The organism is Borrelia tillae (assembly GCF_055693965.1).
In genome coordinates this window covers 541,674-565,854 of record NZ_CM146346.1, presented here as the reverse complement: position 1 = coordinate 565,854, position 24,181 = coordinate 541,674, and the positions used below count along the sequence as shown (strand labels likewise).

Here is a 24,181-nt window from a genome sequence, read left to right as displayed (position 1 = left end):
GGATTTGGAAGCAAATAGCAAAGCTTTAATAGTAGACGATTCTATTTTTATGCGAAAAAATTTAATTAAAATACTGAGTAGATTAGGATTTAGCGAATTTTTCGAGGCAGAAGATGGAATTCAAGCTATTAAAGAATTCGAAAAACAAGAAGAAATTCACTTAATAACCCTTGATATAACAATGATGGGAATGGATGGCATTACTGCTCTTGAAAGGATCAATGCAGTTAACGCTAAACTTGCACGCAAGATGAATGTATTGATGGTCACAGCACTTGGAAAGCAAGACCTTATTGCAAAAGCTTTAGAACTTGGAGCAAAAGGATACATTACAAAGCCTTTCAGAGAAGAACAAATAGCAGAACAAATAAAGAAGCTAAACTTAGGAGAAAATTCTTGATAACAAAAGAACACATCTATAAAAAAGTACAAATTAGAACATCAAATCCTATATCAATACTTGTAATGCTTTATGAGAAAGCAATACAAGATCTAGAAATCGCTAAAGAATTTTATAAAAGCGAAGACCCAACCAATACCTCAAAAGCCGATGAAAAAGTTTACCATGCACAAGATATAATCATTGAATTAATGTCTACACTAAATTTTGAAGATGGTGGAGATATTTCAAATAACTTATTTTCAATATACTCCTTTTTAAACAAAGCCCTAGAAAGTGTCACATTGGAAAAAAATAGAGATAATATTCAAGAAGTCCTAAAACATCTAAAAAATCTACACACAGCTTGGAAAGCATTGCTTAAAAAAGATAATAATATTATTAAGAAAAAATTAGGGATCAATATTGTCGGATAATCAAATATTAGAAATATACTTAAAAGATCTAATGCTTGAACTAAAAAAATTAAAAGCCATTTTAGAATTTGAAGATGAAAAGATTAATAAAGGAATGCTAGAAATATTAGACATCACAAATCCTGCAAAAGATTTAATATTGAATTCAATCAATAATTATTATATAACCATAAATTCATGGCTAAAAGAACAAGACAAGCTACAAGAAAAAACTAAAAAATTAATCAAAGATACTTATTTATTGAAAGAAAAAATATACATTCAATATCAAAATACACGCAAAACCATAAAAAAAATATTTGATTATAAGAAAATAAAACCAAAAATAAAATTTTCTAAAAATCCCTTTAACTATAATAATCCCATTTTAATAGATACAAAAGTATGAAAAAAGAAATTTATTTAATTGACGCTTTAAATATCATATTCAGAAATTACCACATAATGAAAAATAATCCCTTAACAAACAGCAAAGGGGAAAATGTTAACGCATTTGTTGGGTTTTTTAAAACTCTTTTTTTCATAATCAAAGAAAAAAATCCAGAAAATCTAATTGTAACTTTTGACTCAGAAACCCCAACATTTAGACAACAAAAGTATCCAGACTATAAAGCAACAAGAGATGCCCCTCCAGATAATCTAATTCCACAAATTTATTGGATAAAAGAAGCTTTAATAAAAGCAAACATTCCAATGTTTGAGCTACGGGGATATGAAGCTGATGATCTTATAGCCAGCTTTTCAAGAAAAGCAGAACTCAATGATTACTTAACCTATATCATATCCCCAGACAAAGATTTACTACAGTTAATGTCAGAAAAGATCAAGATATTTAAAATCGAGAATAGTAATCTTGTGGAAATGGATAATCATTATGTGATGAAAAAATTTGGAGTACATCAATCCCAAATTAAAGATTACTTATCCATTGTTGGCGACAATCAGATAATATTCCAGGAATCAAAGGAATTGGAGAGAAAGGGGCCGTTAAACTGTTAAATGAATTTCAAACATTAAAAAACATATATAAAAATTTAGACTCCATTAATAAGAGACACAAAGAAATTCTGATAAGAGAGAGAGAAAATGCCTTTTTAAGTTATGAACTTATAAGTCTTGTAGAAGACCTCATGTTGCCACAACTTGAATATTTTAAATTAGAAGATCTTAGTGAAGATATCATCCCCTTATTTGAAGAATATTCTGCAACAACTCTAATCAAAACTTATAAAACTATATTAAAAAAATATGCTATAATATCAAATCAAACACAAAAATCAATCTTTGAGACCGACATGACAAAACTAAATCCAACAGACATGGAAGTTTTGCAAAAAAAATCATCATACCCAAATAACCTCAAAACAATATCTGAAGAAAACATCAAATATAAGACAATATTACAAAAAGATCAACTGGACTCATTAATAGAGCAATTAAAGAAAGCACAATATGTGGCAATAGACACAGAAACAACTTCAACTAACGTCTATGAAGCACAAATACTCGGCATATCAGTTTCATTTAAAGAATTTGAAGGGTACTATATCCCGATAGAAAATAAAGAAGAAAATTCCATTGAAAAAGAGTATATAATACAAAAATTTAATGAATTTTTTCAAACAAAACCTAAACTCATCGGTCAAAACTATAAATTTGATTATAAAATACTTAAAAAACATAAATTTGATGTAATTTTTCCCTATTTTGATACAATGATAGCAGCATACATTATTGATCCAAATACAAAAGTATCTCTTGATTTTTTAGCAGAAAAATATTTAATGCACAAGAATATAAAGTATGAAGAAATCGTAACAAAAAATAATACCTTAAAAGACGTATCACTTGAGTTAGTCTCTAATTACGCTATTGAGGATGCCGATATTACTTTTAGATTATTTAAAATCTTTTCACAAAAGCTCAAAGAAGATAACCTTGTAAATTTAATGCTAGATATAGAAATGCCATTTAGTAATGTCATTACAGAAATGGAAGAAAGCGGAATTTACCTAGACAAAGATTATCTAAACCAATATGGCAAGGAGCTTGAAAAAGAACTAAAATTAATTGAAAATGAAATAATAAGCAGTATAGGTATGAAGTTTAATCTAAATTCACCCAAACAACTACATACAGTTTTATTCAAAAACCTGCAGTTAGTAGTACCCCAAACTGTCAAGCAAGACTCAACAGATATTAAAGTATTAGAGACAATCAAATATCAACATCAAGCTATACCAAAAATTATACAACATAGACACCTCTCAAAGCTAAAAAACACATATACGGACAACTTAATAGAATTTATCAATTCAAAAACAAATAAAGTACATACAAACTTTATACAAACAAGAACAGCAACGGGCCGTATTACAAGTATTGCTCCCAACTTACAAAACATTCCAATCAAAGATGAAAAAGGGCGCAAAATAAGAGAAGCCTTCAAACCTGAGAAAGGTAATATTTTTATTTCTGCTGATTATTCACAAATTGAACTTGTCATACTAGCACACCTTTCAGAAGACAAATCACTAATTCAAGCATTTAGAGATAAAAAAGACATCCATATACAAACAGCATCTCAACTCTTCAAAGTAAATGAGAATGAAGTAACACCTTCTATGAGAAGAATAGCAAAATCAATCAATTTTGGAATAATTTACAAAATGTCAGCCTTTAGACTCTCACAAGAACTATCTATCAAAAGAGAAGACGCTCAAAAATTTATAGACTCATACTTTACTGTTTATTCTAAGATAAAAACTTTTATACAATACCAAATAGAATTTGTCAGAAAAAATGGATATAGTGAAACCCTTTTAAAAAGAAGGAGGTACATAAAAGAAATTAACAGTCAAAATTACTCAGAACGCTCATCAGCTGAACGAATAGCAATAAATAGTACAATCCAAGGGAGTGCATCTGATATAATGAAAATTGCAATGATCAAAGTATATAATGAATTTAAAAGTAAAAACCTTAAATCAAAAATACTCTTACAAGTACATGACGAAATACTAATTGAATCGCCTGAACAAGAATGTGAAGATGCAAAGCGGATAATCAAAGAAATGATGGAAAACGCTTATCCTTTAAAGCTTCCTCTAAGAACAAATATTGGGATTGGAAAATCATGGGGAGAAATTCATCGATTGGCATAACTGGTAGAATAGCAACTGGTAAAGATACTGTTTCAAAAATAATTAGTAATGAATATGGTTTTCGCATAATCAATGTAGATAAAATTGGACATAAAGTCTTAATATCCGAACAAGAAAAAATAATTAAGACATTTAGCAAACAAATATTAAATAATAATAATGAGATAGACAGAACAAAACTTCGCAATATTGTATTTAACGACAGATCAAAACTAGAACAACTAGAAACAATAACACATCTGCCCATATACAAGGCAGTAGAAAAATTAATATTAAATAACAGATCAGATAAATTTATAATTAACGCTGCACTACTTTTTAAATTAAATCTAGAAAAGTTTTGCAAGCATATATTCATAATAAAGACGGATGATGAGATAATAAAAAAAAGATTAAATGACTGTATCTTTGATGAAAGTTTAATTATAAACATTCTCAAACGGCAAGAAGATATTTTTTTTAATAAAAGAATTGAAAATTCAATAAAAATTATTGATATCACTAACAATGATAGTTATGGGGATCTAGAAAAAGAAATTAGGACAAAAATGCAAGGGGTAATTTATGAAAGATTTTAATGAAAATAATACTAAAGGCTTTTTGGTGGCATTAACTTCAATTGTAATTGTTTGTACAATCATATTTCTTGGAATAATTATTTTCTTTCCAAATAAAAATTTAGCTTCGGATATTGCAAGTAAAAACATTATTTTACAAGAAACAAAAGATGAAAAAGATACCGAGCCTGACAATACTGATGATACTTTAACAGTAATTGACAAGCCCAATGAAATCATCATTGATCTCACACAAGACATCAAACAAAACAAAAGTCTAAGTAATAACACAAATCAAAATAACCAAACAATTATAAACAAGAAAGCACCACAAATCATAAATCAACATAAGCCTACTATAAAAACAGATACAAAAGAAAAAGCACCTCAAAAAATAATTATAAAGACACATAAATCAACAAAATCTGAAAAAAAGCATAATAATCTTGAAAATAAATATGACCCCAAAAAAGAATACTACATACAATTTGCATCACTCTCGGATCCAATTTCTGCTGATCATAACGTTCAAGAATTAATGAAATATAAAATCAATGCAAAACTCTATTCAGCAACAGTCAATGATAAAGATATCTATAGAGTCAGATCAGGGCCTTATAAAACTATAACAGAAGCAAAACTTGACTTGCAAAAGATATCGGGTTTAAGTTCGTTTAAAGATGCTTATATATTAACGATTAACAAATAAATTAAAGTTAGAAACATATTTATGATATTTTTCTAAATAAGATTCGTGCATACTAGTATTACAAGATATAACTCGTTTAAATTTAACAATTTTCTTAAATGCCTTATTTAAGCTATCAAATTCTCCCAAACAATAAAAAGCTAAGACTGCATTACCGACAATTTCGGAATGTTTAAATTCAAAAATCTTCAAATCTCTACCGATAATATTAGCTTTAAGCTGATTGAAAAATAAATTATCTGAATTAGAACCGCTCACAAAAATATCTAAGATATCCCTATTAAAAGATTTAAGCTGAAGAACTTTATTGTAAAATGAAAAATAGGTGGATTCAAGAATTGCAATTCCAATTTGTAAAGGATCATCTAATTTGCCCAAAATGCCTCTACTTAAATAATCTCTTATCTCTGAATCTATTAAAATATTGTCAGAGAAAAGTTTTTTTTTATTTGGATAAAAATAAATACTGCTCAAATTATATAAATTATATATCTTAGAAATGTTTTCAAAAAATTCTTCAAATGATTTTTTATCTTTAAACAACTTATCCTTCAGTAATTGCAATAAGTACCCCAAAGGGGTTATTTTTCCAATAACAAAGAAATTATCTAAAAAATAAGGATACTGCAAAGAAAAGCCTGGCAAATATGCATCCGAGACAAAATTAAAACCTTCGCTTGTGCCTGTTCTATTAGATATAATTCCTGAGAAGAATGCCCCACTTCCAACAAGAACGCTTAAATAATCCATTCCAGCAATAATCACTTCTATTCCACTATCAATACCAAATTCAATACTAGCACCAGTAGTAACACAACCAGCACTCGCTCCCATCTTTAAAAAAGGGGGAAATTTATTTATATCAAGGTTATATTTTTTTATTTCAATATCATTCCAAATAAACGGAATATAAGATAAACTTGGATAACTCGTAATCAAATTACCTGTAAGTAAATAAATAAAATACTCAAAACAAGATACAAAATATTTAACCTTACCATAAATTCCCCTCTCAAGCGTGCTAAGCACAAAGGGCAAAAAAGCTGATTTCCCTTGAAAATTATTAACTACCTTAGAAGAATTCCAATGTAAAACCTCCAAAGGAATTAAATCTGAATCAAGAGCAATTAAACATGGAGAAATGCCACTAATAGAAATACAATCTATTTTTTTATCTCTGAAGTTAGAAATTCCTTTCTTAAACGCAAATAACCATATTTTGTAATCAAAGTTTTCAAAATCAACATTAAAATAATCAAAATAATTTATATCAAAACTCTCTAAAATTCCCTGATGGGAATTAATCAAAGCGGATTTTAAAGTACTAGTACCAATATCAATACTGAGTACATTCATAAACTTAACTCTTAGAAATTAAATTTTGAATATCCTGACTTCTATCAAGAATTTTTTGTAAACTAAGTCTATTATGAATTGCAAAAATCGCACCTGCAAAAAGATGCGCAACATTAGCTTCGTAATACCAAGGTTTACCTATAAGTCTATCATCATGATACACAGCATTCGTTCCAATTATCTTATAAAAATAACCTTCCTCATAAGCTTTATCAAAGTATCTAATTGCATCCCCATTAAAAAATGGGAGACTTATTGCACATATAATTTTTTTAGCCCCCATACTTTTTAGCAGTTTCACAGCTTTAATAAATGTTCCACCAGTAGCTAAAATATCATCGCTCATAAAAACATTTTTACCTTCCACATCTCCTAAAAGCTTAGTAACAGAAATATTAGTATCATTAACATTATGAGTTATTTTTGAATAATCTCTTTCCTTATAGAGTAAAGCCAAGGGCCTTTTAAGACTAGATGCAAAAAATTTGTTCCTATTAACAGCTCCTGTATCCGGAGAAACAACTACTAAATTTGAATCTCGAATATCAATCAATTCGGCTAAAGCATCAAAAATTTCATAAGATACATTTAAATTTTCAAAATATGTTTTTCTAAAAACATTTTCAATGGCTTTTGAGTGAATGTCGAGTGTTAAAATATGCTTCACTCCCAATTCCTCCAAAAATCTACCAAAAAGACTTGCTGTTAGTCCTTCTCTTGAATGCTTTTTATCTTGCCTTGAATAAGGATAAGCAGGGACAATAACACTCACAGAATTAGCCTTGGCCTGTTTGCATGCATCTATCGTAGTCATCAAATTCATTAAATGATCATTAACTGTCATTACTACTTGTTCATCATCGTTTACACTAACCGGATAAGTATTAGCAACATCTTGAACAATAAAAATGTCTTTATGTCTTATAGTCTTTAAAATTTCTGCTTTAAATTCCCCATTAGCAAACTTAACAAAATTGACAGGGACTTCTATGGTCTCATCAAATCGTAAATTAGAAAACTCAAATCCTTCTAAAAAAGGAAACAAAATTTCTTCAAGTTTTAGAACATCTTCTTTTACATAACTAAAAGTTTGTGAAATTTTTCCAATAACTTTATTCTCAGTATCTAAAAATATCTTTTTAAGTTCTCCCATTATCTTATCTGCAAACACTTTCCCACCAGGGCAAGCAATAACCCCTATTGATTTTTTAATAAGCAAACTCAATTTTAAAACTCCCTCTCTTAAAACAGAAATCTTTATTTCATTGTACATTAATACAAATAATTCATACAAGCTTAAGCTCTGATCTATAATATAAATAATTTACACAAGCTTAAGCTTATATTATAAATTTTAAGTAATGAAAACTTTTATTAAATTTTTATTATAAAAATAATCAAAAACCAACTAATATAATAACTGTCCATCTATCTAAATAACCCCAAACTCAAAGCCTACCCCAAACTTAAAATCACAAAATCTATGATTCTTAATGTTCCAACAATAATATCCTTCAAGTGCCAAGAATGCAAATGTGGCTCTCATACCAATATCCCAACCAAACACTCCAAACTCAGACAAAATAGAATCTTGAACAGCAGTAGCTATATTAGCTCTAGGCCCAGTAAAAAACGCAACAGCTCCAACGAACAAATCCAACCTTGTATAAAATCTAGGTTCAATAGCCATAATAAACGAAAGATTATCTCCCAGTCGTCCTCCATAGTCAACTCTTTTAAATACATTAAAATCCAATCCAAGTTCAAACCCAAGTGAAATTAAATCATCAAATTTTGCCCCCATTTGAACATGCCCTCCATAAGTCAATCCAGCCTTAGCAATATTAACCTTATCCGAAAATTCTTTAACGATCTTCACTCTTTCCAAATCAGACACATTATCATCAAGTTTTTCACCAATATATAAAGCCGTATCATATAAACTTGAAACAGTGCCAACTGGAAAATCTAGACCAAGTCCCAAATTAAGTTCAAAATTAACATATGCAAAAGCATTACCTGTAATAAACATCAATAAACTTAAAAATAAAATCTTTATCCGCATAATCCGCATAAATATGTAAGCCTCCTTAAAATACTTAAACGAAACGTATTTGTACATAAGCTCACAGAATAACAGATAACAAATTAGTACAAATAACAAATTAGTACAAAACGATTCTTAACTTTGCTCTCCCAAAACAGATTCGACTATCTCGATAGCATTAGAAGGGATTGAATATTTTAATTCTTTATATTTCAAGATATACTTTTTTGCAGTTTCAAGATCTTTTTTTAAATAATAAATATAGAAAATATTAAATAATGCTTCTTGATTAGCTGGTGCCAATTCTAAAGTTTTCAAATAAAATTTCAAAGCCTCTTCCAAATTATCTTTTTTAAAGAACAAATAAGCTTTTAAGCTAATCAATAAAATATTGTCTGGATCATTTTTTAATAAGGGTTCAAGCTTTAATTCAGCATCTTCATACTTTTTTAAATTGATATAAGCCAAAATAAAATTATAACTAGATGCTTCATTAACATTAGAATTAAATTTAATAGCTTGCTCATAGAGCTCAACTGAGGCTTGATCATTGCCAAGCTTCTCATTTAACTTGGCAAGTTTATAATACTCATCTGAAATAGCTTGATAATCTTTAACAAGCGTTTTGCAAGACAATAACAAATAGAAAAGGGCAAAATACAACATTTTATTCATTAAAATAAAACCTGAATACCACAGTTGAAAATTCATATTATATCATATAATAAGCTAAAATTGCACATAATAAAATAGAATATCAACAATTAAAAATCAAACTTGACATCTAAATTAAATAATTAAATACATTACTAATCAATAATTACTAAATAATTACTGGAACCTCAAATCCAAGTCCAACTCTTAAGTCTCTATACTTGAAATCATTAATAGAAAACAATACAGATGATTCTAAATTAATAAAGACTAATCTCAACCTAAGGCCTGTTTCAATCACACTAAAAGGATTAGTCACTTTGCTAGGTCCACGCAAATTCCCTACATACAGAGGATCCACAACTAAAGACTTATCACCAAAACCTGAAAATAAAGTAGCGGCAAAATAATAAATATCATATTTTACAAATAATCGTGGCATAACCCCAAAACCTAAATTAACAGGATAAGGGCTCTTTAAAAAGCTCACATTAGGAGCAAGCAACCTTCCAAGATTTATACCAAATCCAAGCTCAAATCCATAATAAAAATCACTAAAAGCAATGGGAAGTCCTACCTGAAAGTAACCTTGGAAACCGGTACTAAACAAAGGAGATAGTTTCTGCCTTAAAGCATTATTTAAAACAGTTCCTGGTGTAGACACATCTTTCCATAATTGCAAAAAATCATCTAAACTACCAATTCCAATTTCATTTAATGAACCAAATAATGTTTCATTAAGCTTAATAGCCTCTTCTGCTGTGCGTCCCAATTGATCCAAAAGGTCTTTCATAGCCAACCCAGTTGCATCCAGCTTTTTAAGCACTTGCTTTGTATTTAATCTTTTTAACTCGGACACGAACTGCTGTAAATTATGGGTACTATTTACAAGCGGACCTAAATCGTCCAAATCGGATTCTTCAATATTGCCCTCTCAATCTTTTCTGCCCTTATACAGTCTAATTAAAAGAGACAAATTTTTTTGAAAAGACTCATATAAACTAGTCATACTAGCTTCAAATGAATTTAAGCCACTCGAAAAGTCACGTTGAAAATTTCTTAAAATAGGGAATATTTCAAAACTCATCAATTTATCTAAAACTGTACCTGTTTTTTTACTAAATAGAGAAAGAGATTCAAGACTCATTTGTGTACTAAAACCCGCTGAAAAATATAGAACTTTGGCATAAGATATATTAGGAAACGAAAATAACATAATACAAAATAAAAATAATAAAAATTTTTTCATAGAATCAAGCCTTTTAATATACTCCAAATAGTTACCCTGCAAAGCAAATAAACTATTCAACAATTGCACTTGTATTAAGTGTAACCTTTATGGCAGAATAATACAACATAATTATCATTTTTCAATGAAACAAATCTATATCATGTTAAATTTCAACTAGCACAAAAAAAAGATTCCCTAACAGGAATCTCTCTCAAATCACTAAGTTCAAAACAAAAACTAAAGTTTTTCTTGGTCATATTTATTAAATATATGCTCAGTTAGATATCTACCAACTGATTTTTTCTCTTGTACAAGCTTAGATATTATATTAAAATGCCTTGGCTCAATCTTAAAATATTTATAAGCCCTTCCATCTTTAAAAAATACAGAAAGTTCAAACAAAGCAGAATCATAATCAACCTGACATATTTTGCTCAATTCATGAGATATTGTTAAAGTATTCAACTTATATCCTCCAATAATTATTTTAGGAGTATAAAATATAAAGTAAAGAAAGAGTAAATTCATTAAATAATTCAGCATCTTTAATCAATAAAATCAAAATTTACTAAATGATATATTCCTTATAATTAACTGTATATGTTTCATACAACCTAAGTCAAGCAAATATGTTAAAATAACTTAACTTCCTCAAAAGAAAATCTAAAAATAATTAACATTAATCCATTAATAAAGCACATAAAGAACGTCGAAATTTCCTTATTACAAAAGACAATCATGCAATATAATCAATATATTATTTCCCTTTAGACAATGCCATGCTTCTAAGTCAAACTCGACTGCAACAGTTTAAAATAGACTTTTTTTTAAAAATCATGTAAAATACAAAGTAATTAGTGTTCGAATTATACATACCACTCAGGAGGGAAAATATTCCATGGACTATAAAAAATTGCGCAACATAGGTATTAGTGCTCACATTGATTCAGGGAAAACTACACTCACAGAACGTATTCTTTTTTATTGTAACAAAATTCACGCAATTCATGAAGTCAAAGGAAAAGATGGGGTTGGAGCAACAATGGATTCAATGGAACTTGAAAGAGAAAGAGGCATTACAATCGCATCAGCTGCAACTCATGTTGAATGGAAAAATCATCCAATCAACATTATTGATACCCCAGGTCACGTTGACTTCACAATAGAAGTTGAACGTTCACTCAGAGTTTTAGACGGAGCAATACTTGTTCTTGATTCTGTTGCAGGAGTCCAATCCCAATCAATAACAGTTGACAGACAGCTAAAACGCTATAACGTACCACGTCTTGCCTTTGTAAACAAATGTGATAAAACCGGAGCAAATCCCAACAATGTAAAAGAGCAACTTAAAGATAAACTCGATTTAAACTCAGTTTTAATGCAAATCCCAATCGGGCTAGAAGACAAACACATGGGAGTTGTTGATCTTGTGTTAATGAAAGCCTATTACTTTACAGGCGAAGGTGGAACGGAAGTCATAGAAAAAGAAATTCCTGCTGAGTTGCTAAGTGAAGCAGAAGAAAAACGAAAAATCATGCTTGATGCTTTGTCTGATTTCAATGATGAGCTTATGGAACTTCACATGGAAGGACAAAATATAGCCGTAGAGATAATATACGATGCCATTAGAACAGGTACTTTAGCCTTAAAACTTTGTCCTGTATTCGTGGGTTCTGCCTACAAAAACAAAGGTGTGCAGTTACTACTTGACGCTGTAAATAGGTTTTTACCTTCTCCTCATGACATCAAAAATGTAGCACTTGATTTAAACGCAAACGAACAAGAAATTGAACTTAGAACTGATGACACTTTGCCAACTGTGGCGTTAGCTTTTAAATTGGAAGATGGACAATACGGACAATTAACTTATGTTAGAATCTACCAAGGTGTCTTAAAAAAAGGACAAGAACTCATAAACTCAAGGACTTCTAAAAAGTTTAAAGTCGGAAGACTTATTAGAATGCATGCTAATAACACTGAAGATATTGAATTTGGAAACAGTGGAGACATTGTTGCATTATTTGGAATAGAATGTTCATCAGGGGATACGTTTTGTGATCCTTCAATTCGATATTCCATGCTATCAATGTACATTCCAGAACCAGTCATATCTTTATCAATAAAACCCAAAGACAAAAAATCCGCTGATAATATGGCAAAAGCTCTTGGAAGGTTTACCAAAGAAGATCCTACATTCAAAACTTATGTAGATAATGAATCAAAAGAAACAATCATACAAGGAATGGGTGAACTACACTTAGAGGTTTATATTGAAAGGATGAGAAGAGAATTTAAAGCAGAAGTTGAAACAGGTATGCCACAAGTAGCATACAGAGAAACCATTACAGATAAAGCAGAATTTAATTATACTCACAAAAAGCAATCGGGAGGTGCGGGTCAATTTGGAAGAGTTGCCGGATTTATGGAACCACTTGATACAGAAGGACAAACATATGAATTTGTCAATCTCATAAAAGGTGGAGTAATTCCAACAGAATACATTCCATCTTGTGATAAGGGTTTCCAAAAAGCTATGGAAAAAGGAACTCTAATAGGTTTCCCAATTGTTGGAATTAAAATTACAATTAATGATGGCCAATACCACATTGTTGACTCGTCAGATATTGCATTCCAACTTGCAGCAATTGGAGCATTCAGAGAAGCCTATAACAAAGCAAAACCCACAATACTTGAACCAATCATGAAAGTAACTCTTGAAGGTCCAACCGAATTCCAAGGTAATATGTTTGGTCTTTTAAATCAAAGAAGGGGAATAATCCTAGGCTCTGTTGAAGAGGGAAGTTTTTCAAAAGTGGAAGCCGAAGTACCTCTAAGCGAGATGTTTGGATTTTCAACGGTGCTTAGATCTTCCACACAAGGAAAAGCTGAATTTTCAATGGAATTTTTAAGATATGGCAAAGTGCCAAGCGCAATATTTAATGAATTATGTAAAAAATTTAACGAACAAAATAAATAAGGAGGACATTATGTTTGAGTTAACTCAAAACAAACAGGAGATAAGAATAAAAAATAAATTTTTAGCTCAAGTTTTTGGATTAATGGCAATTGGTCTTTTAATATCTGCAATATTTGCATACACAACATCTGAAAATCCAACAATGAGAGCCATTGTATTCACAAATCCAATGTCATACATAGCACTGATACTTGTACAGTTTGGACTTGTTTATGCAATAAGTGGAGCAATTGAAAAAATATCAAGCAACACAGCAATAGCACTTTTCTTGGGATACTCAGCTTTAACAGGAGTCACATTATCTTCTGTGTTTATGATATATACCCAGAGTTCAATATTTTATACATTTGGAATTACTTCTATAACCTTCCTTGCAATGTCTTTTTACGGATATACAACAAGTACAGATCTTACAAAAATGGGAAGCTATTTTATCATGGGGTTATGGGGTATTATCATTGCATCCATCATTAATATATTCTTTAGAAGTTCAGGTCTTAACTTCTTAATTTCAATTGCAGGTGTTATAGTTTTTACAGGTTTAACAGCTTATGATGTTCAAAATATCTCAAAGATGAACGACATGTTAGAAGATGGTACTGAAATCAAAAGCAGAATGGCAGTTGTAGCCTCTCTAAAACTTTATCTAGATTTTATAAATTTATTTCTATATTTACTAAGGTTTTTAGGACAAAGAAGAGATTAAAAGGATTAATAGGGATTAATAGGAAACTAATAAGATTAAAAGGCACAACAACATGAGTCAAAATGCGGCCTTAAGACTAACATGACCCAATGTTGGCTCAATATAAAAGTATTAAGTGATATTAAAGTAATAAATGAATGCTTAAACTTAAGCATTCATTTATAGGAGATAAATTGAACACAAATACCTTAGAATTTGAAGAAAATAATACCCAAAATATTATAAAAAGCAGTTTTGAATTTGAAGGATATGTAGAAAGCAATAAACCAATAATTATTGAAGGAATATTTAAAGGAATTATAAATTCCACAAGCACAATATACTTAAGAGAAAAAGCTAATGTAGAAGCAGATATTAAATGTTATAATTTCCTAAATTACGGAACAATGAAAGGTAATGTAGATGCTTTAGAGTCAATCAAAATTCATAAAACTGGAAAGTTAATCGGAAATATTAAAACAAAAGAACTCTTCATAGATTCAGGGGCATTATTTAACGGAAATTGCGAAATGGAGAATAATGGAGAATAATGGAGAATAATGGAGAATAATGGAGAATAAATGATAAATAAAATTTTTTACTTAAAAACAACTATTATCTTGCTTTTATCCCTAAGTCCACTAAGGGCACAAGAACAAGAAGATTCACTTTTACTTTATAGACAAGGTAGATTTCAAGAAGCAATCATAAATACCCAAAATGAAATAAAATATAATCCAAGAAATTTAGATGCAAGAGTAATACTCATATGGAGCTTAATAGCAACAGGCGAATACAAAAAAGCAGAAATAGAATCACTCAAAGGACTTGAAATAAAAAAGCATGATGCAAGAATAATCCAAGCATTAGGAGAAACTTACTTTTTTCAAGGACAATACAAAAATGCTCTTAAAAATTTTCAAAAATATATTAGCCTTGAATCCAATGGAGCACGAATAGGCAAGGTATATACCTTAACTGCAGATTCTTTTTATAAACTTGAACGATATAATGAAGCCGATTTCGCATATGAAAATGCCCTAAGACACTTGCCAAATAATCAAAATATACTTCTTAAGCTAGCAAAAGCAAGAATCAATGCTAAAAACAAAATCTTAGCAAAAGAAGCTTTAACAAAGCTATTAACCTTAAATCCCAATCACTTAGAAGCAAAAAATTTGCTAGAAAATATATAAAAAAATCAGGATAATTCTTGACATTATATTTGCAAGCATTTATCCTATTTATTAGTTTATTAATAAACAAGGGCTGCTAGCTCAGGTGGTAGAGCATCGGATTCTTAACCCGCAGGTCACAGGTTCGAGTCCTGTGCAGCTCACTCTTACTTGTGTTAACTTAAACTTTTGATTATTTCAATATATTGATGATATTGATATATTTTGAAATAAATGATATAATAGATGCTGGTGAATTTAATAATGCACCTGAAGGGCTCATAGCTCAGGTGGTAGAGCACCGCCCTTTTAAGGCGAGGGTCGTAGGTTCAAGTCCTACTGAGCTCAATTTTTGTCCTCTTAGTCTAGTGGTTAGGACTCCAGGTTTTCATCCTGGCAGCAGGGGTTCGAGTCCCCTAGAGGATGTACAACAGGTAATTTTATGGGTTTTTTATTTTTCATTATTGTATGATAATGAATATGTAATGATGAAAACTGTTTTAGTGATATTAATTTTACTAATAAGTTTCCATGAAAAATATGTCAGCAAAGGTAAAAAACAATCTTCAACAAGTAATGATAAAGTTCAAATAATATGCTGTGAAAGATCAAAAAACTCCCCTGTTATACTAAACCTACAAATCAGTGAAAATGCAAGTGTAGAAATCAAAACCCAACACAAGAATTACTTATATAACATTCCAAAAATCATCAATCAAGATGAAACATTAACAATGGAAATTAAAATGAGTAACATCAAATCTATTAAACTAAATAATAGCATTGAAATCAAATCTCCTAATATAAAAACAGAACAATCAAAGCTTAATAAATTTAAAATATTAATTAACCAAAATGAATATTCAATTAAATTCAACCTAAACAAAAATGGATTTCCTATTATAGGTTTTAAGGCAAAAGAGAAAATATCAAATCCAATGATAACAAAATTATATTCAAAAAGCGAAGAACAAACGGTAGTACTATCCAATCTTACAAAATATATATCACTAAAGACTAGCAATGATGAAATAAGGTTATCTAAAAATAACAATATGATTCAAATAAACAAAATTGGATATATTGATATAACTTCTTACTATGACATAAATAAACCTATTAATTCTAATTAAAATTTATTTTTAACTATAAAAAAGAAAATTATAGAAGAACTTCATTTGAATTTTTTAATCTAATATCAGAACCCAACATATATGTAATCAAATTTAAAATTTAAATAGTCAATCCTTAATGCTAAAAAGACTGGCATTTTTTATCGAAAAAAAAATTTATAGAGGAAAAATATTATCAAACAACGAGCTAGAAAATAAAATAGGATGGAAAGGACATAATTACAGACTTAAAGATATAATTGCATTTTTCAATGCAGTGGCGCAAAAGTGGCCCAATATCACACTCAACAAGGAAGAAATAACTCTAAAAAACTTAATTTTAATCAACAAATGGGCATATTATACTGCAAAAAAAAAGCTTAAAATTAAAAACAAATCAAGAAATATAGCACTTGCAACTTACGCAGAAAGCGATGCCATGCCTAAGACAACTCAAATGATAATATTGATGCATGAAATCTTACACATGTATTTTTTCACAGATACCTATCTTAATAGAGCTATATCTAATTTCTGGTATAAAAATGTTTCCAAAAGAGATAAACGTTCCTGGCTTAAATTTCTAGACAGCAAAGGTTATGATGTTAAATTTAAAGCTCTAGTAATAAACGAATTTTATGCCTATGCCACTCAAATTCCAAAAGAAAATATAGCAAATTATTTAACCAATACCCAATATTTCTCTAAACTTGGAGTTAAAAGATATGAAAAATGGACTTTAAAATTAGAAGAATTAATTTGGAAAACAAAAGGATTAATAGCTGGAGAACTATTAATCCTTTTAAATGAAAAACTAATAAAATAACAAAAATATATATGATAATCAAATTTTAAACTAAGCATACTAATTATCCTTGACAGGAACCAATACAACCTCTGTACCCTTCGTAAAATCAATCCTCTTAAATAATGTATTTATGACATCCTTACTTAAACTATCCTCAATAAATTTAGTACTAAAAGTATCTTTTAAAGTACCGTGCCAAAGAACTGGGTATAATATTTTTGAAATCCAATACCCATTGCCAATAGATTGATTATCATTATTTTTAATCATATTTTTCTTAACATAATCAAAATCTTTATCCCCAAAACCTGATTTCTGACTCTCTAAAAAGTAATCATTCACAGCCATCAAAACACTATCTAAAGACTTAGGATCAACTGTGAAGTTTATAACCATAAACCCATCTGAACTTGTATATTTTCTAAGTGTATAATCAAAAGAAGCTGTTATTGAATAAACACTAGACAATTTTCTTCTAATGACTTTAATAAGGTCTTCTGTTAATAAGAACGCTAAAGCCTCATAATTCAAAATATCCCCAGGGGTATAATTAAACTTAAAAGGATACAAGATGCCTACAATACTACTTGAATCCTCACCTTTTTTTATAACTATTCTATCTGTACCCAGCTTATAAGAATAATCCAAATCGTTAAACTCATCTAACTTCTTAAAGTTTAAATTACCTAAATACTTACTTGCAAGATCTTTTATCGTTTTTAAGTCAGTATCTCCCACAAAGACAAACTTAAAATTATTTGCATAAGTAAATCGCTTTTTATAGAAATCTAAAATGGCGTTTTTTGGTACATTTTTCAAGTCAGATTCCTCAATATCTCTCAAACGATAATCATTATTATTACTAAATTTTCTAATAGCACTAGAAAAGAGTCTCCTAGAATCATTTGCTCTACTCTTAATTGATGCTTTTACATCACTAATAATATCTTGCAAAATCACATCATCTATCTTTGGCTCATTAAATGTAAAGTATATAAGCTGAAATAAAGTCTCAAGATCCTTGGTATCAGCGCTACCACTAATGCTTGACATTTGATCACCAACTGTTGGCGTTAAACTCACGATCTTATCTGATAAATACCTCTCAACTTGAAGCTTAGAGTAATCTCCATACCCTGAACCAGACACTACTGCTGGAGCTAAAGATAAAACAGGTATCAAATCAGGCTCTTCATCAAGCAGACCGCCCCAAGAAGCTGCTCTAAAATTGACTATATTTTTATTACGTTCATTATGTTTAAAGTAAATCTCAACTCCATTTTCTATCATAAAGTACGAAATTCCATTTGATAATTCTTTTTCTTCAATAATATTTTTATTTTCTAGAGACTCTCTAAAAAATTCTCCTTCCTGAATTGGCACATCATCATAAGGTTTCATTTCCCGGGTTAAGGCAAGATTACGTAATTCTTGCATATCCTCAAAAGTCAAATTAGGATGAGGCTTCTTAGCATAAGAATAAATAATCATCTTATCATCAAGAGATGCCTCATTCTTAGCCAAATCCATTATTTCATCGAAACTAATTTTATTTAAATGCTCAATAGCAATATCATAATATTCATTCATATCAGACATTTGAGAATTTGTAGATGCAACACTTACTAAAACACTTGCAATATTAGATGAATGTCGCTTATTAACATTATCTTTGAAAACTTCATAAGAACTAATAATCTTAGATTTAGCTTTATTGATTTCGCCCTTAGTAAAGCCAAATCTCTTAATTCTCTCAATTTCATAAAAAAAATCTTCAATAGTTTCTTTAAAATATTCTGGATCAATTTCAAAAGACATATCCCTAATCAAAATATAATTATCATCTGATTTCATTAAATCTAAATCTGATTTCTCAAGAGTTCTAAAATAAGGATGCGTTCCACTTGTCTTTAACTCATAAAATCTATTTATAAACAGATAATCTAATAAATTTGTCTCAACTGTTTTTTTAACTTTCTCAATGGTATCAAAACTACCCTTATCAATTTCTTTTTTAACTATAAAACCAATGCTAGGAAATGATGTCTCGAAATCTTCGATACTTACAAATTTTTCATCATTAACAGTACTCAAATTGATTTTGATTTTATCAGGATCATCTTTAGGCCTATTTAAAGACGCAAACAACTCTTTCACTTTACTCTCAATCTTATCAGGGGCAATATCTCCCACAACAATGACACTAGCAAGATCCGGTCTATACCATTTATTATAAAATTTCTTAAAATCTTCTGATTTAAAAGACAAAATTCTCTCTTCAAGTCCAATAGGAAACCTGACTGAATATTTACTATTCCTAAAAATAACCCCATATACTTTCTCAAGCAATCTACCCATATAATTCTCTCTTCGTTTCTTTTCCTCAAGAATCACATTACGCTCTTTATCTATTTCTGCCTCATTAAACTCAATTTTTGAAGCCCAGTTCCTTAAAATATTTAAACCTTCATTAATCTCCGCTTCATTATTACCATCCGACAACTCAAGATAATAATACGTCTTATCAAAACTAGTATAAGCATTAATATCAGCCCCAAATTCCATTCCAAAATCCTTAAGGAGTTCTAAAATACGCTCACCCCCAGGATAATCAGTTGTACCCTTAAAAGCCATATGTTCAAGATAATGCGCCAAGCCTCGCTCATCATCCTCTTCATTTAAAGATCCAACATTAAATAAAATTCCCATGTAAACAGCCTTACTTGGAATTTGATTGCCATAGATATAATATCTAAGCCCATTTTCAAGTTGACCTGTTACTAAGTTTTTATCAACTTTTAACTTAAAAGATGAACAAGATAATAAAACAAAAACCATACTTAAAAAGACAAATTTTAATACGTTAATATAATTAATATATTGATTAATGTTTTTACATTTCATTTTACTTTCCTCGAATTTATTTTCACATTATAAACTTTCTGAATTTCTCTAAGCATAGATGAAAATCCAAAATTATACCAATCCTTTATACCCTTTAATCTAGCAATAGGAAATAATTCATAAAATAAAAATAAAAGTTCTTCCTTAGACAACCTTGAAATGTCATCAAAATAAACTCTCTTATCCATTTCCTGAACATAAACAAAAGGTTTCAACTTATCCAAACACAACTTACTAAAATCAGGATTTAAAATACTTTTCTCATAAATTTCAATAGTAGCATATTCACTTGACACATCAACATAACCTTTAAAAGGTTCTGAATCTAAAATAACAAAATTCCCATTCTGAATACCTACATTACGTCCATCCAAAGTCTTCAAAAATCCATCACCATCGTCAAAATAAACAAAAACATTTAAAGCTTTTGATGCTCTTAAAACAAATTTTGAGTTATTATACTTTTTGGGACGTTGGAAAGTTTCAATATGCCGTATAACATCTAACTTGCTATCAACATTTAGAATCTGCACTCCCCCCTTTTCAGCCAAAGCTCGCTTGGCCAAATCAATATATGTAAAAAGTTCATTTTTGTTAGTCAAATGTTTCTCTCGTTCTAACAAGTGAAGTACAAATAACAAGTCTTTCTTTTCAAAACTGCGATAAAAATCAATACTCTCTAAATCAATCCCAAAAACAAAACCATAAACTAAAATACTTAAAACGACTAAAAAAAACTTACTCATATAAATTCCCCCCCCTTACAGGATCCATTTTACTACCTCAATTCTAAAAGAACGGGACAATGATCGCTACCCATTACCTCGTTTAAAATTAAAGCATCTTTTACTTCAGATTTAAAAGCTTCATTTACAACAAAATAATCAATCCGCCAACCTATATTACGCTCCCTTGCCCTTGTTCTATAATCCCACCAAGTATAATTACCTGGTTCCTTATTAAACATCCTAAAAGTATCAACATAACCTACATTTAAAAACTTATCCATCCAACCAGTTTCCTCAACATAAAAACCAGCGGATTCCCTGTTGGACTTCGGATCAGATAAATCAATCTCTGTATGAGCAATATTAAAATCGCCACAAATAATAAGATTTTTTCCAGAAGCCACAAATGAATTTGCAATAGATTCAAGATTCTTTAAAAACTCAAGTTTAAAGGTGAGTCGCTTCCTTAGAGACTGAGAATTAGGAAAATACCCATTAATCAAAATAAAATCACGGTAATAAGCAACAAGGCATCTCCCTTCCCTATCAAATATTTCTATATTCATATTTTCTAATTTAGTAGGCTTAATCTTTGAATAAATACAAACCCCACTATAACCCTTTATTATAGACTTTGAAAAATATGAATAATAATCTTTAACATTAATGAGCTCTTTTGGCAACTGCTCTTTGCAGGCTTTAGTTTCCTGAAGACATAGGATATCAGGATTATATTTTTCAACGAACTCAATAAAACCTTTACCAAGAATAGCTCTTATTCCATTAACATTCCAAGAAATTAAATTCACAACCACCTACCAATTCAAATATGTATCCGTAAGCCATCATAAGCCAAATAAATATTATTTCTTTTTAAATAATCAAATTCCTCATGCATTATATCATGTGAAATATGCGTAAAATATGCAATCTTAGGTTTTATTTTTTTTACCTCAGTAATAGCATCATCAAAATTCAGGTGCCCAGGATGAGATTTAATTCTCAAAGCATCTATTATTAGTACATCTAATCCCTTTAAATAACTATAAGAAATTTCAGGAATAGATTTAACATCAGTAAGATATGCTAAATTCTTTATTCTATATCCTAAACTAATTATATCCCCATGCAATAAAGGAACAGGGATTATCTTTATTCCTTTGAAAAAGATTTGCTGCAAATCAACTGCCAAATTGGGAACAATCCTTGCCTTTCCACTAACAGATAATCTGGATGAAAAATTATGAGGAAAGGCGTTTTTAATATGCTGCATTGTGTTCTCTCGAGCATAGATAGGTAAAGGTTCAGCTCTTGTATAAAACTTAATATCATCAAGACCCATAATGTGATCATAATGCTCATGGGTATACAGTATCAAATCCAATCTAACAATATTTTCTCTTAAAAGCTGCACTCTGATATCAGGACCTGTATCAATTAATAAATTAACACCACAGAAATTGATAAAAAATGCACTTCTCAGCCTTCTACTTTTACCACAATTTAAACTGCAAACTCTACATTTACAATTCAGCATAGGAACACCACTTGATGAGCCAGTTCCTAAAAAGATTCCTAACATATATTACTATTGCCCCTTAAGGAATCTAATTATATCATAATAAAAAATGCTTGATAAAATGAGAAGTAATAAACCATTTTAAATTCTTAATAATGCGAATTTAAAAATTCACACCAAAATTCAGAAAAAGAAACTATAAAACAACCTAAATCAATTATATCTCTAATATTAGATTTTCAAATCTAATACTCAAAAAATTATAACCAATTATCAGTTAATGATAAAAGCAAAACACAATAAAATTAATCTGGTATTTATTGTACTTATAAATCAACATAGATTAAATTATATGACACCACTTATCTTAATCATTATAAAATAGTTTATAACTTAATCAATTGTTTTGTAAATATCATTATTTATGCTTATAATTATTTAAGGGACATTTATTTTTTATGCATGAACAATCTTATGAAACAATATTTTTACTGAGCTTTAGTATATTTTTAGTAATAAACTTATTCAATTTTAAAAAAGAATTTTCTTATGAGGACTATTTCATAATCTTCCCAGGAATATTCTTTATAATTACTTTGTATCTAATAGAAATAAGGCCACTTATGTTTTATGTTGGTCCCATATTTTTATTTTTTTTAATGACAACTACATTAAAAACCATCAAAACAATCATTTTTAGAAGACAAATTAAAAAAAAAGATAATAAACTCAAAAGAATAATTTTTATTATCCCATTTAAAATAATGATAGTAGTGCCAGCAATAATAATAGTACTAACCACAACAATGTTTTCATACTTTGCCTTATTTACGAATTATCCAAAAGATGTAAACCCTAGTTATAAAGTAGGATTTACAATAATCAAAGATCAAAATAATAATTTAAATTTATCAGTTTGGTATCCAATCAGTCTAACATTAGGACTTAAACGTCAAAATCCATTTTTTTATTATGATTTTAACCCGTTTTTCATAAATGAAATGAATTATCTACCAAAATATGAAAACGTATATAAAGATGCCCAAATCAGTAACAATCAAAAACTATATGACAATATCTTAATTATATTACCCTTTTACTCTCATGATTCAATGTTTAAATCATTAGTAAACAGATTAGTAAAAAAAGGAAATATTGTGTACCTATATACTCCACAATACAAACATATAAAAACCAATAATTTTATTCAAAATAATGATTCAAACAGATTAATTCATCTTGCAAACTTAACTATTAAGTATTTAATAGAACCTATCAAAATTTTTAGTGATAGAGAAGATAAAGCATCTGAAGTTGCAAAAATCCAAAATGTTCTTGAACTTATTAAATCAACACAAAAGTTAAAATTTTTAGATCTAAGAATGGATCTAAATAACCTAATTCTAATTACAGTGGGAAATCAAGCAAATATCGCAAATGCAATCATTAATAAAAACAAACAAATCAAAAAATACATTAATATTGGTGGAAAACCTCAAAATTTAAATATACAAACATTACAATTACTAATGAAACAAGATGAAAATGAATGGCAAAAAACAAACATAGAATCATCTTCTATAAAAGTAATAAACATGAATAATATTGGTGAAATTTCCGACTTCATCTTCAGTAGAAATTATTTAAAGAGTTTTAATCTACTTGAAGATAAAAAATTAATGTTACCAAGATTTGATTTTGTAATCAACGAAATTGATAAATTCATCAAAGGATCTTAA

At 29.1% G+C, this 24,181-nt stretch carries 23 protein-coding genes, 3 tRNA genes and 1 pseudogene; 16 read left to right on the top strand and 11 right to left on the bottom strand.

Going from position 1 to position 24,181, the window contains the following annotated elements:
* Positions 1-4: 4 nt before the first annotated feature.
* The 6 genes and pseudogenes from ACWUD1_RS02825 to ACWUD1_RS02800 all read left to right on the top strand — a co-directional run bounded on the left by ACWUD1_RS02825 (position 5) and on the right by ACWUD1_RS02800 (position 5,246).
* Positions 5-400 (top strand): response regulator, encoded by a 396-nt coding sequence (locus ACWUD1_RS02825; protein WP_472756332.1) that lies wholly within the window; start codon positions 5-7, stop codon positions 398-400.
* The gene (fliS, locus tag ACWUD1_RS02820) at positions 397-816 is read left to right on the top strand and encodes a flagellar export chaperone FliS (RefSeq protein ID WP_472756331.1); all 420 of its coding nucleotides are present in this window, start codon (positions 397-399) and stop codon (positions 814-816) included. Before ACWUD1_RS02825 ends, fliS begins: the two co-directional genes overlap by 4 nt.
* Entirely contained in the window at positions 806-1,204 is a 399-nt protein-coding gene (locus ACWUD1_RS02815) for a hypothetical protein (RefSeq protein ID WP_472756330.1), read from the top strand. The genes fliS and ACWUD1_RS02815 overlap by 11 nt, the downstream gene beginning before the upstream one ends.
* Positions 1,201-3,980, top strand: a pseudogene (polA, locus tag ACWUD1_RS02810) (DNA polymerase I). Before ACWUD1_RS02815 ends, polA begins: the two are co-directional and overlap by 4 nt.
* Positions 3,953-4,558, top strand: a complete 606-nt coding sequence (gene coaE, locus ACWUD1_RS02805; RefSeq protein ID WP_472756329.1) for a dephospho-CoA kinase — start codon at positions 3,953-3,955, stop codon at positions 4,556-4,558. The pseudogene polA and the gene coaE overlap by 28 nt, the downstream one beginning before the upstream one ends.
* Positions 4,545-5,246, top strand: a complete 702-nt coding sequence (locus ACWUD1_RS02800; RefSeq protein ID WP_472756328.1) for an SPOR domain-containing protein — start codon at positions 4,545-4,547, stop codon at positions 5,244-5,246. The genes coaE and ACWUD1_RS02800 overlap by 14 nt, the downstream gene beginning before the upstream one ends.
* Here ACWUD1_RS02800 and ACWUD1_RS02795 read toward each other — a convergent pair.
* The 7 genes from ACWUD1_RS02795 to ACWUD1_RS02765 all read right to left on the bottom strand — a co-directional run bounded on the left by ACWUD1_RS02795 (position 5,229) and on the right by ACWUD1_RS02765 (position 10,999).
* Positions 5,229-6,602, bottom strand: coding sequence for an FGGY-family carbohydrate kinase (locus tag ACWUD1_RS02795; protein WP_472756327.1), 1,374 nt, complete (start codon positions 6,600-6,602; stop codon positions 5,229-5,231). The two genes, ACWUD1_RS02800 and ACWUD1_RS02795, sit on opposite strands and share 18 nt — an antisense overlap.
* Positions 6,603-6,606: 4 nt before the next feature.
* Complete coding sequence (locus ACWUD1_RS02790) at positions 6,607-7,827, bottom strand: ribose-phosphate pyrophosphokinase (RefSeq protein ID WP_472756920.1); 1,221 nt, start codon at positions 7,825-7,827, stop codon at positions 6,607-6,609.
* Positions 7,828-8,034: 207 nt separating this feature from the next.
* Positions 8,035-8,670 carry a hypothetical protein gene (locus ACWUD1_RS02785; RefSeq protein WP_472756919.1) on the bottom strand — a complete coding sequence of 212 codons (636 nt, stop codon included), beginning with the start codon at positions 8,668-8,670 and terminating at the stop codon, positions 8,035-8,037.
* Positions 8,671-8,784: 114 nt separating this feature from the next.
* A complete protein-coding gene (locus ACWUD1_RS02780) occupies positions 8,785-9,324 on the bottom strand; it encodes a hypothetical protein (RefSeq protein WP_472756326.1) in 540 nt (179 codons plus the stop codon).
* Between the two features lie 148 nt (positions 9,325-9,472).
* Positions 9,473-10,162: a hypothetical protein gene (locus tag ACWUD1_RS02775; protein ID WP_472756325.1), complete on the bottom strand. Its 690-nt coding sequence runs from the start codon at positions 10,160-10,162 to the stop codon at positions 9,473-9,475.
* A 75-nt stretch (positions 10,163-10,237) separates the two neighbouring features.
* Positions 10,238-10,612: a hypothetical protein gene (locus tag ACWUD1_RS02770; RefSeq protein ID WP_472756324.1), complete on the bottom strand. Its 375-nt coding sequence runs from the start codon at positions 10,610-10,612 to the stop codon at positions 10,238-10,240.
* Between the two features lie 159 nt (positions 10,613-10,771).
* Positions 10,772-10,999 (bottom strand): KTSC domain-containing protein, encoded by a 228-nt coding sequence (locus tag ACWUD1_RS02765; protein ID WP_472756323.1) that lies wholly within the window; start codon positions 10,997-10,999, stop codon positions 10,772-10,774.
* A gap of 433 nt (positions 11,000-11,432) precedes the next feature.
* Between ACWUD1_RS02765 and fusA the strand changes: the two genes are divergently transcribed.
* The 9 genes from fusA to ACWUD1_RS02720 all read left to right on the top strand — a co-directional run bounded on the left by fusA (position 11,433) and on the right by ACWUD1_RS02720 (position 17,309).
* The gene (gene fusA, locus ACWUD1_RS02760) at positions 11,433-13,511 is read left to right on the top strand and encodes an elongation factor G (RefSeq protein WP_472756322.1); all 2,079 of its coding nucleotides are present in this window, start codon (positions 11,433-11,435) and stop codon (positions 13,509-13,511) included.
* Between the two features lie 10 nt (positions 13,512-13,521).
* Positions 13,522-14,217, top strand: coding sequence for a Bax inhibitor-1/YccA family protein (locus ACWUD1_RS02755; RefSeq protein WP_472756321.1), 696 nt, complete (start codon positions 13,522-13,524; stop codon positions 14,215-14,217).
* A 137-nt stretch (positions 14,218-14,354) separates the two neighbouring features.
* Positions 14,355-14,747, top strand: a complete 393-nt coding sequence (locus ACWUD1_RS02750; RefSeq protein ID WP_472756320.1) for a bactofilin family protein — start codon at positions 14,355-14,357, stop codon at positions 14,745-14,747.
* 30 nt (positions 14,748-14,777) lie between these two features.
* Positions 14,778-15,392: a tetratricopeptide repeat protein gene (locus ACWUD1_RS02745; protein WP_472756319.1), complete on the top strand. Its 615-nt coding sequence runs from the start codon at positions 14,778-14,780 to the stop codon at positions 15,390-15,392.
* 70 nt (positions 15,393-15,462) lie between these two features.
* Positions 15,463-15,535, top strand: a tRNA-Lys gene (locus tag ACWUD1_RS02740).
* A 111-nt stretch (positions 15,536-15,646) separates the two neighbouring features.
* Positions 15,647-15,719 (top strand) — tRNA-Lys (locus ACWUD1_RS02735).
* Positions 15,720-15,725: 6 nt separating this feature from the next.
* Positions 15,726-15,797, top strand: a tRNA-Glu gene (locus tag ACWUD1_RS02730).
* A gap of 62 nt (positions 15,798-15,859) precedes the next feature.
* Positions 15,860-16,504 (top strand): hypothetical protein, encoded by a 645-nt coding sequence (locus ACWUD1_RS02725; protein WP_472756318.1) that lies wholly within the window; start codon positions 15,860-15,862, stop codon positions 16,502-16,504.
* 118 nt (positions 16,505-16,622) lie between these two features.
* Positions 16,623-17,309 (top strand): hypothetical protein, encoded by a 687-nt coding sequence (locus tag ACWUD1_RS02720; RefSeq protein ID WP_472756317.1) that lies wholly within the window; start codon positions 16,623-16,625, stop codon positions 17,307-17,309.
* 39 nt (positions 17,310-17,348) lie between these two features.
* Here ACWUD1_RS02720 and ACWUD1_RS02715 read toward each other — a convergent pair whose 3' ends face one another.
* From ACWUD1_RS02715 to ACWUD1_RS02700, 4 genes are read right to left on the bottom strand one after another with little or no spacing between them, the layout of a single operon-like run.
* The gene (locus ACWUD1_RS02715; RefSeq protein WP_472756316.1) at positions 17,349-20,195 is read right to left on the bottom strand and encodes a M16 family metallopeptidase; all 2,847 of its coding nucleotides are present in this window, start codon (positions 20,193-20,195) and stop codon (positions 17,349-17,351) included.
* The gene (locus ACWUD1_RS02710; RefSeq protein ID WP_472756315.1) at positions 20,192-20,941 is read right to left on the bottom strand and encodes a hypothetical protein; all 750 of its coding nucleotides are present in this window, start codon (positions 20,939-20,941) and stop codon (positions 20,192-20,194) included. The genes ACWUD1_RS02715 and ACWUD1_RS02710 overlap by 4 nt, the downstream gene beginning before the upstream one ends.
* A gap of 32 nt (positions 20,942-20,973) precedes the next feature.
* Entirely contained in the window at positions 20,974-21,732 is a 759-nt protein-coding gene (xth, locus tag ACWUD1_RS02705; protein WP_472756314.1) for an exodeoxyribonuclease III, read from the bottom strand.
* A 14-nt stretch (positions 21,733-21,746) separates the two neighbouring features.
* Positions 21,747-22,505 carry an MBL fold metallo-hydrolase gene (locus tag ACWUD1_RS02700; protein ID WP_472756313.1) on the bottom strand — a complete coding sequence of 253 codons (759 nt, stop codon included), beginning with the start codon at positions 22,503-22,505 and terminating at the stop codon, positions 21,747-21,749.
* A 395-nt stretch (positions 22,506-22,900) separates the two neighbouring features.
* On the opposite strand from ACWUD1_RS02700, the gene ACWUD1_RS02695 reads away from it, so the two are divergent.
* Complete coding sequence (locus ACWUD1_RS02695) at positions 22,901-24,181, top strand: hypothetical protein (protein ID WP_472756312.1); 1,281 nt, start codon at positions 22,901-22,903, stop codon at positions 24,179-24,181.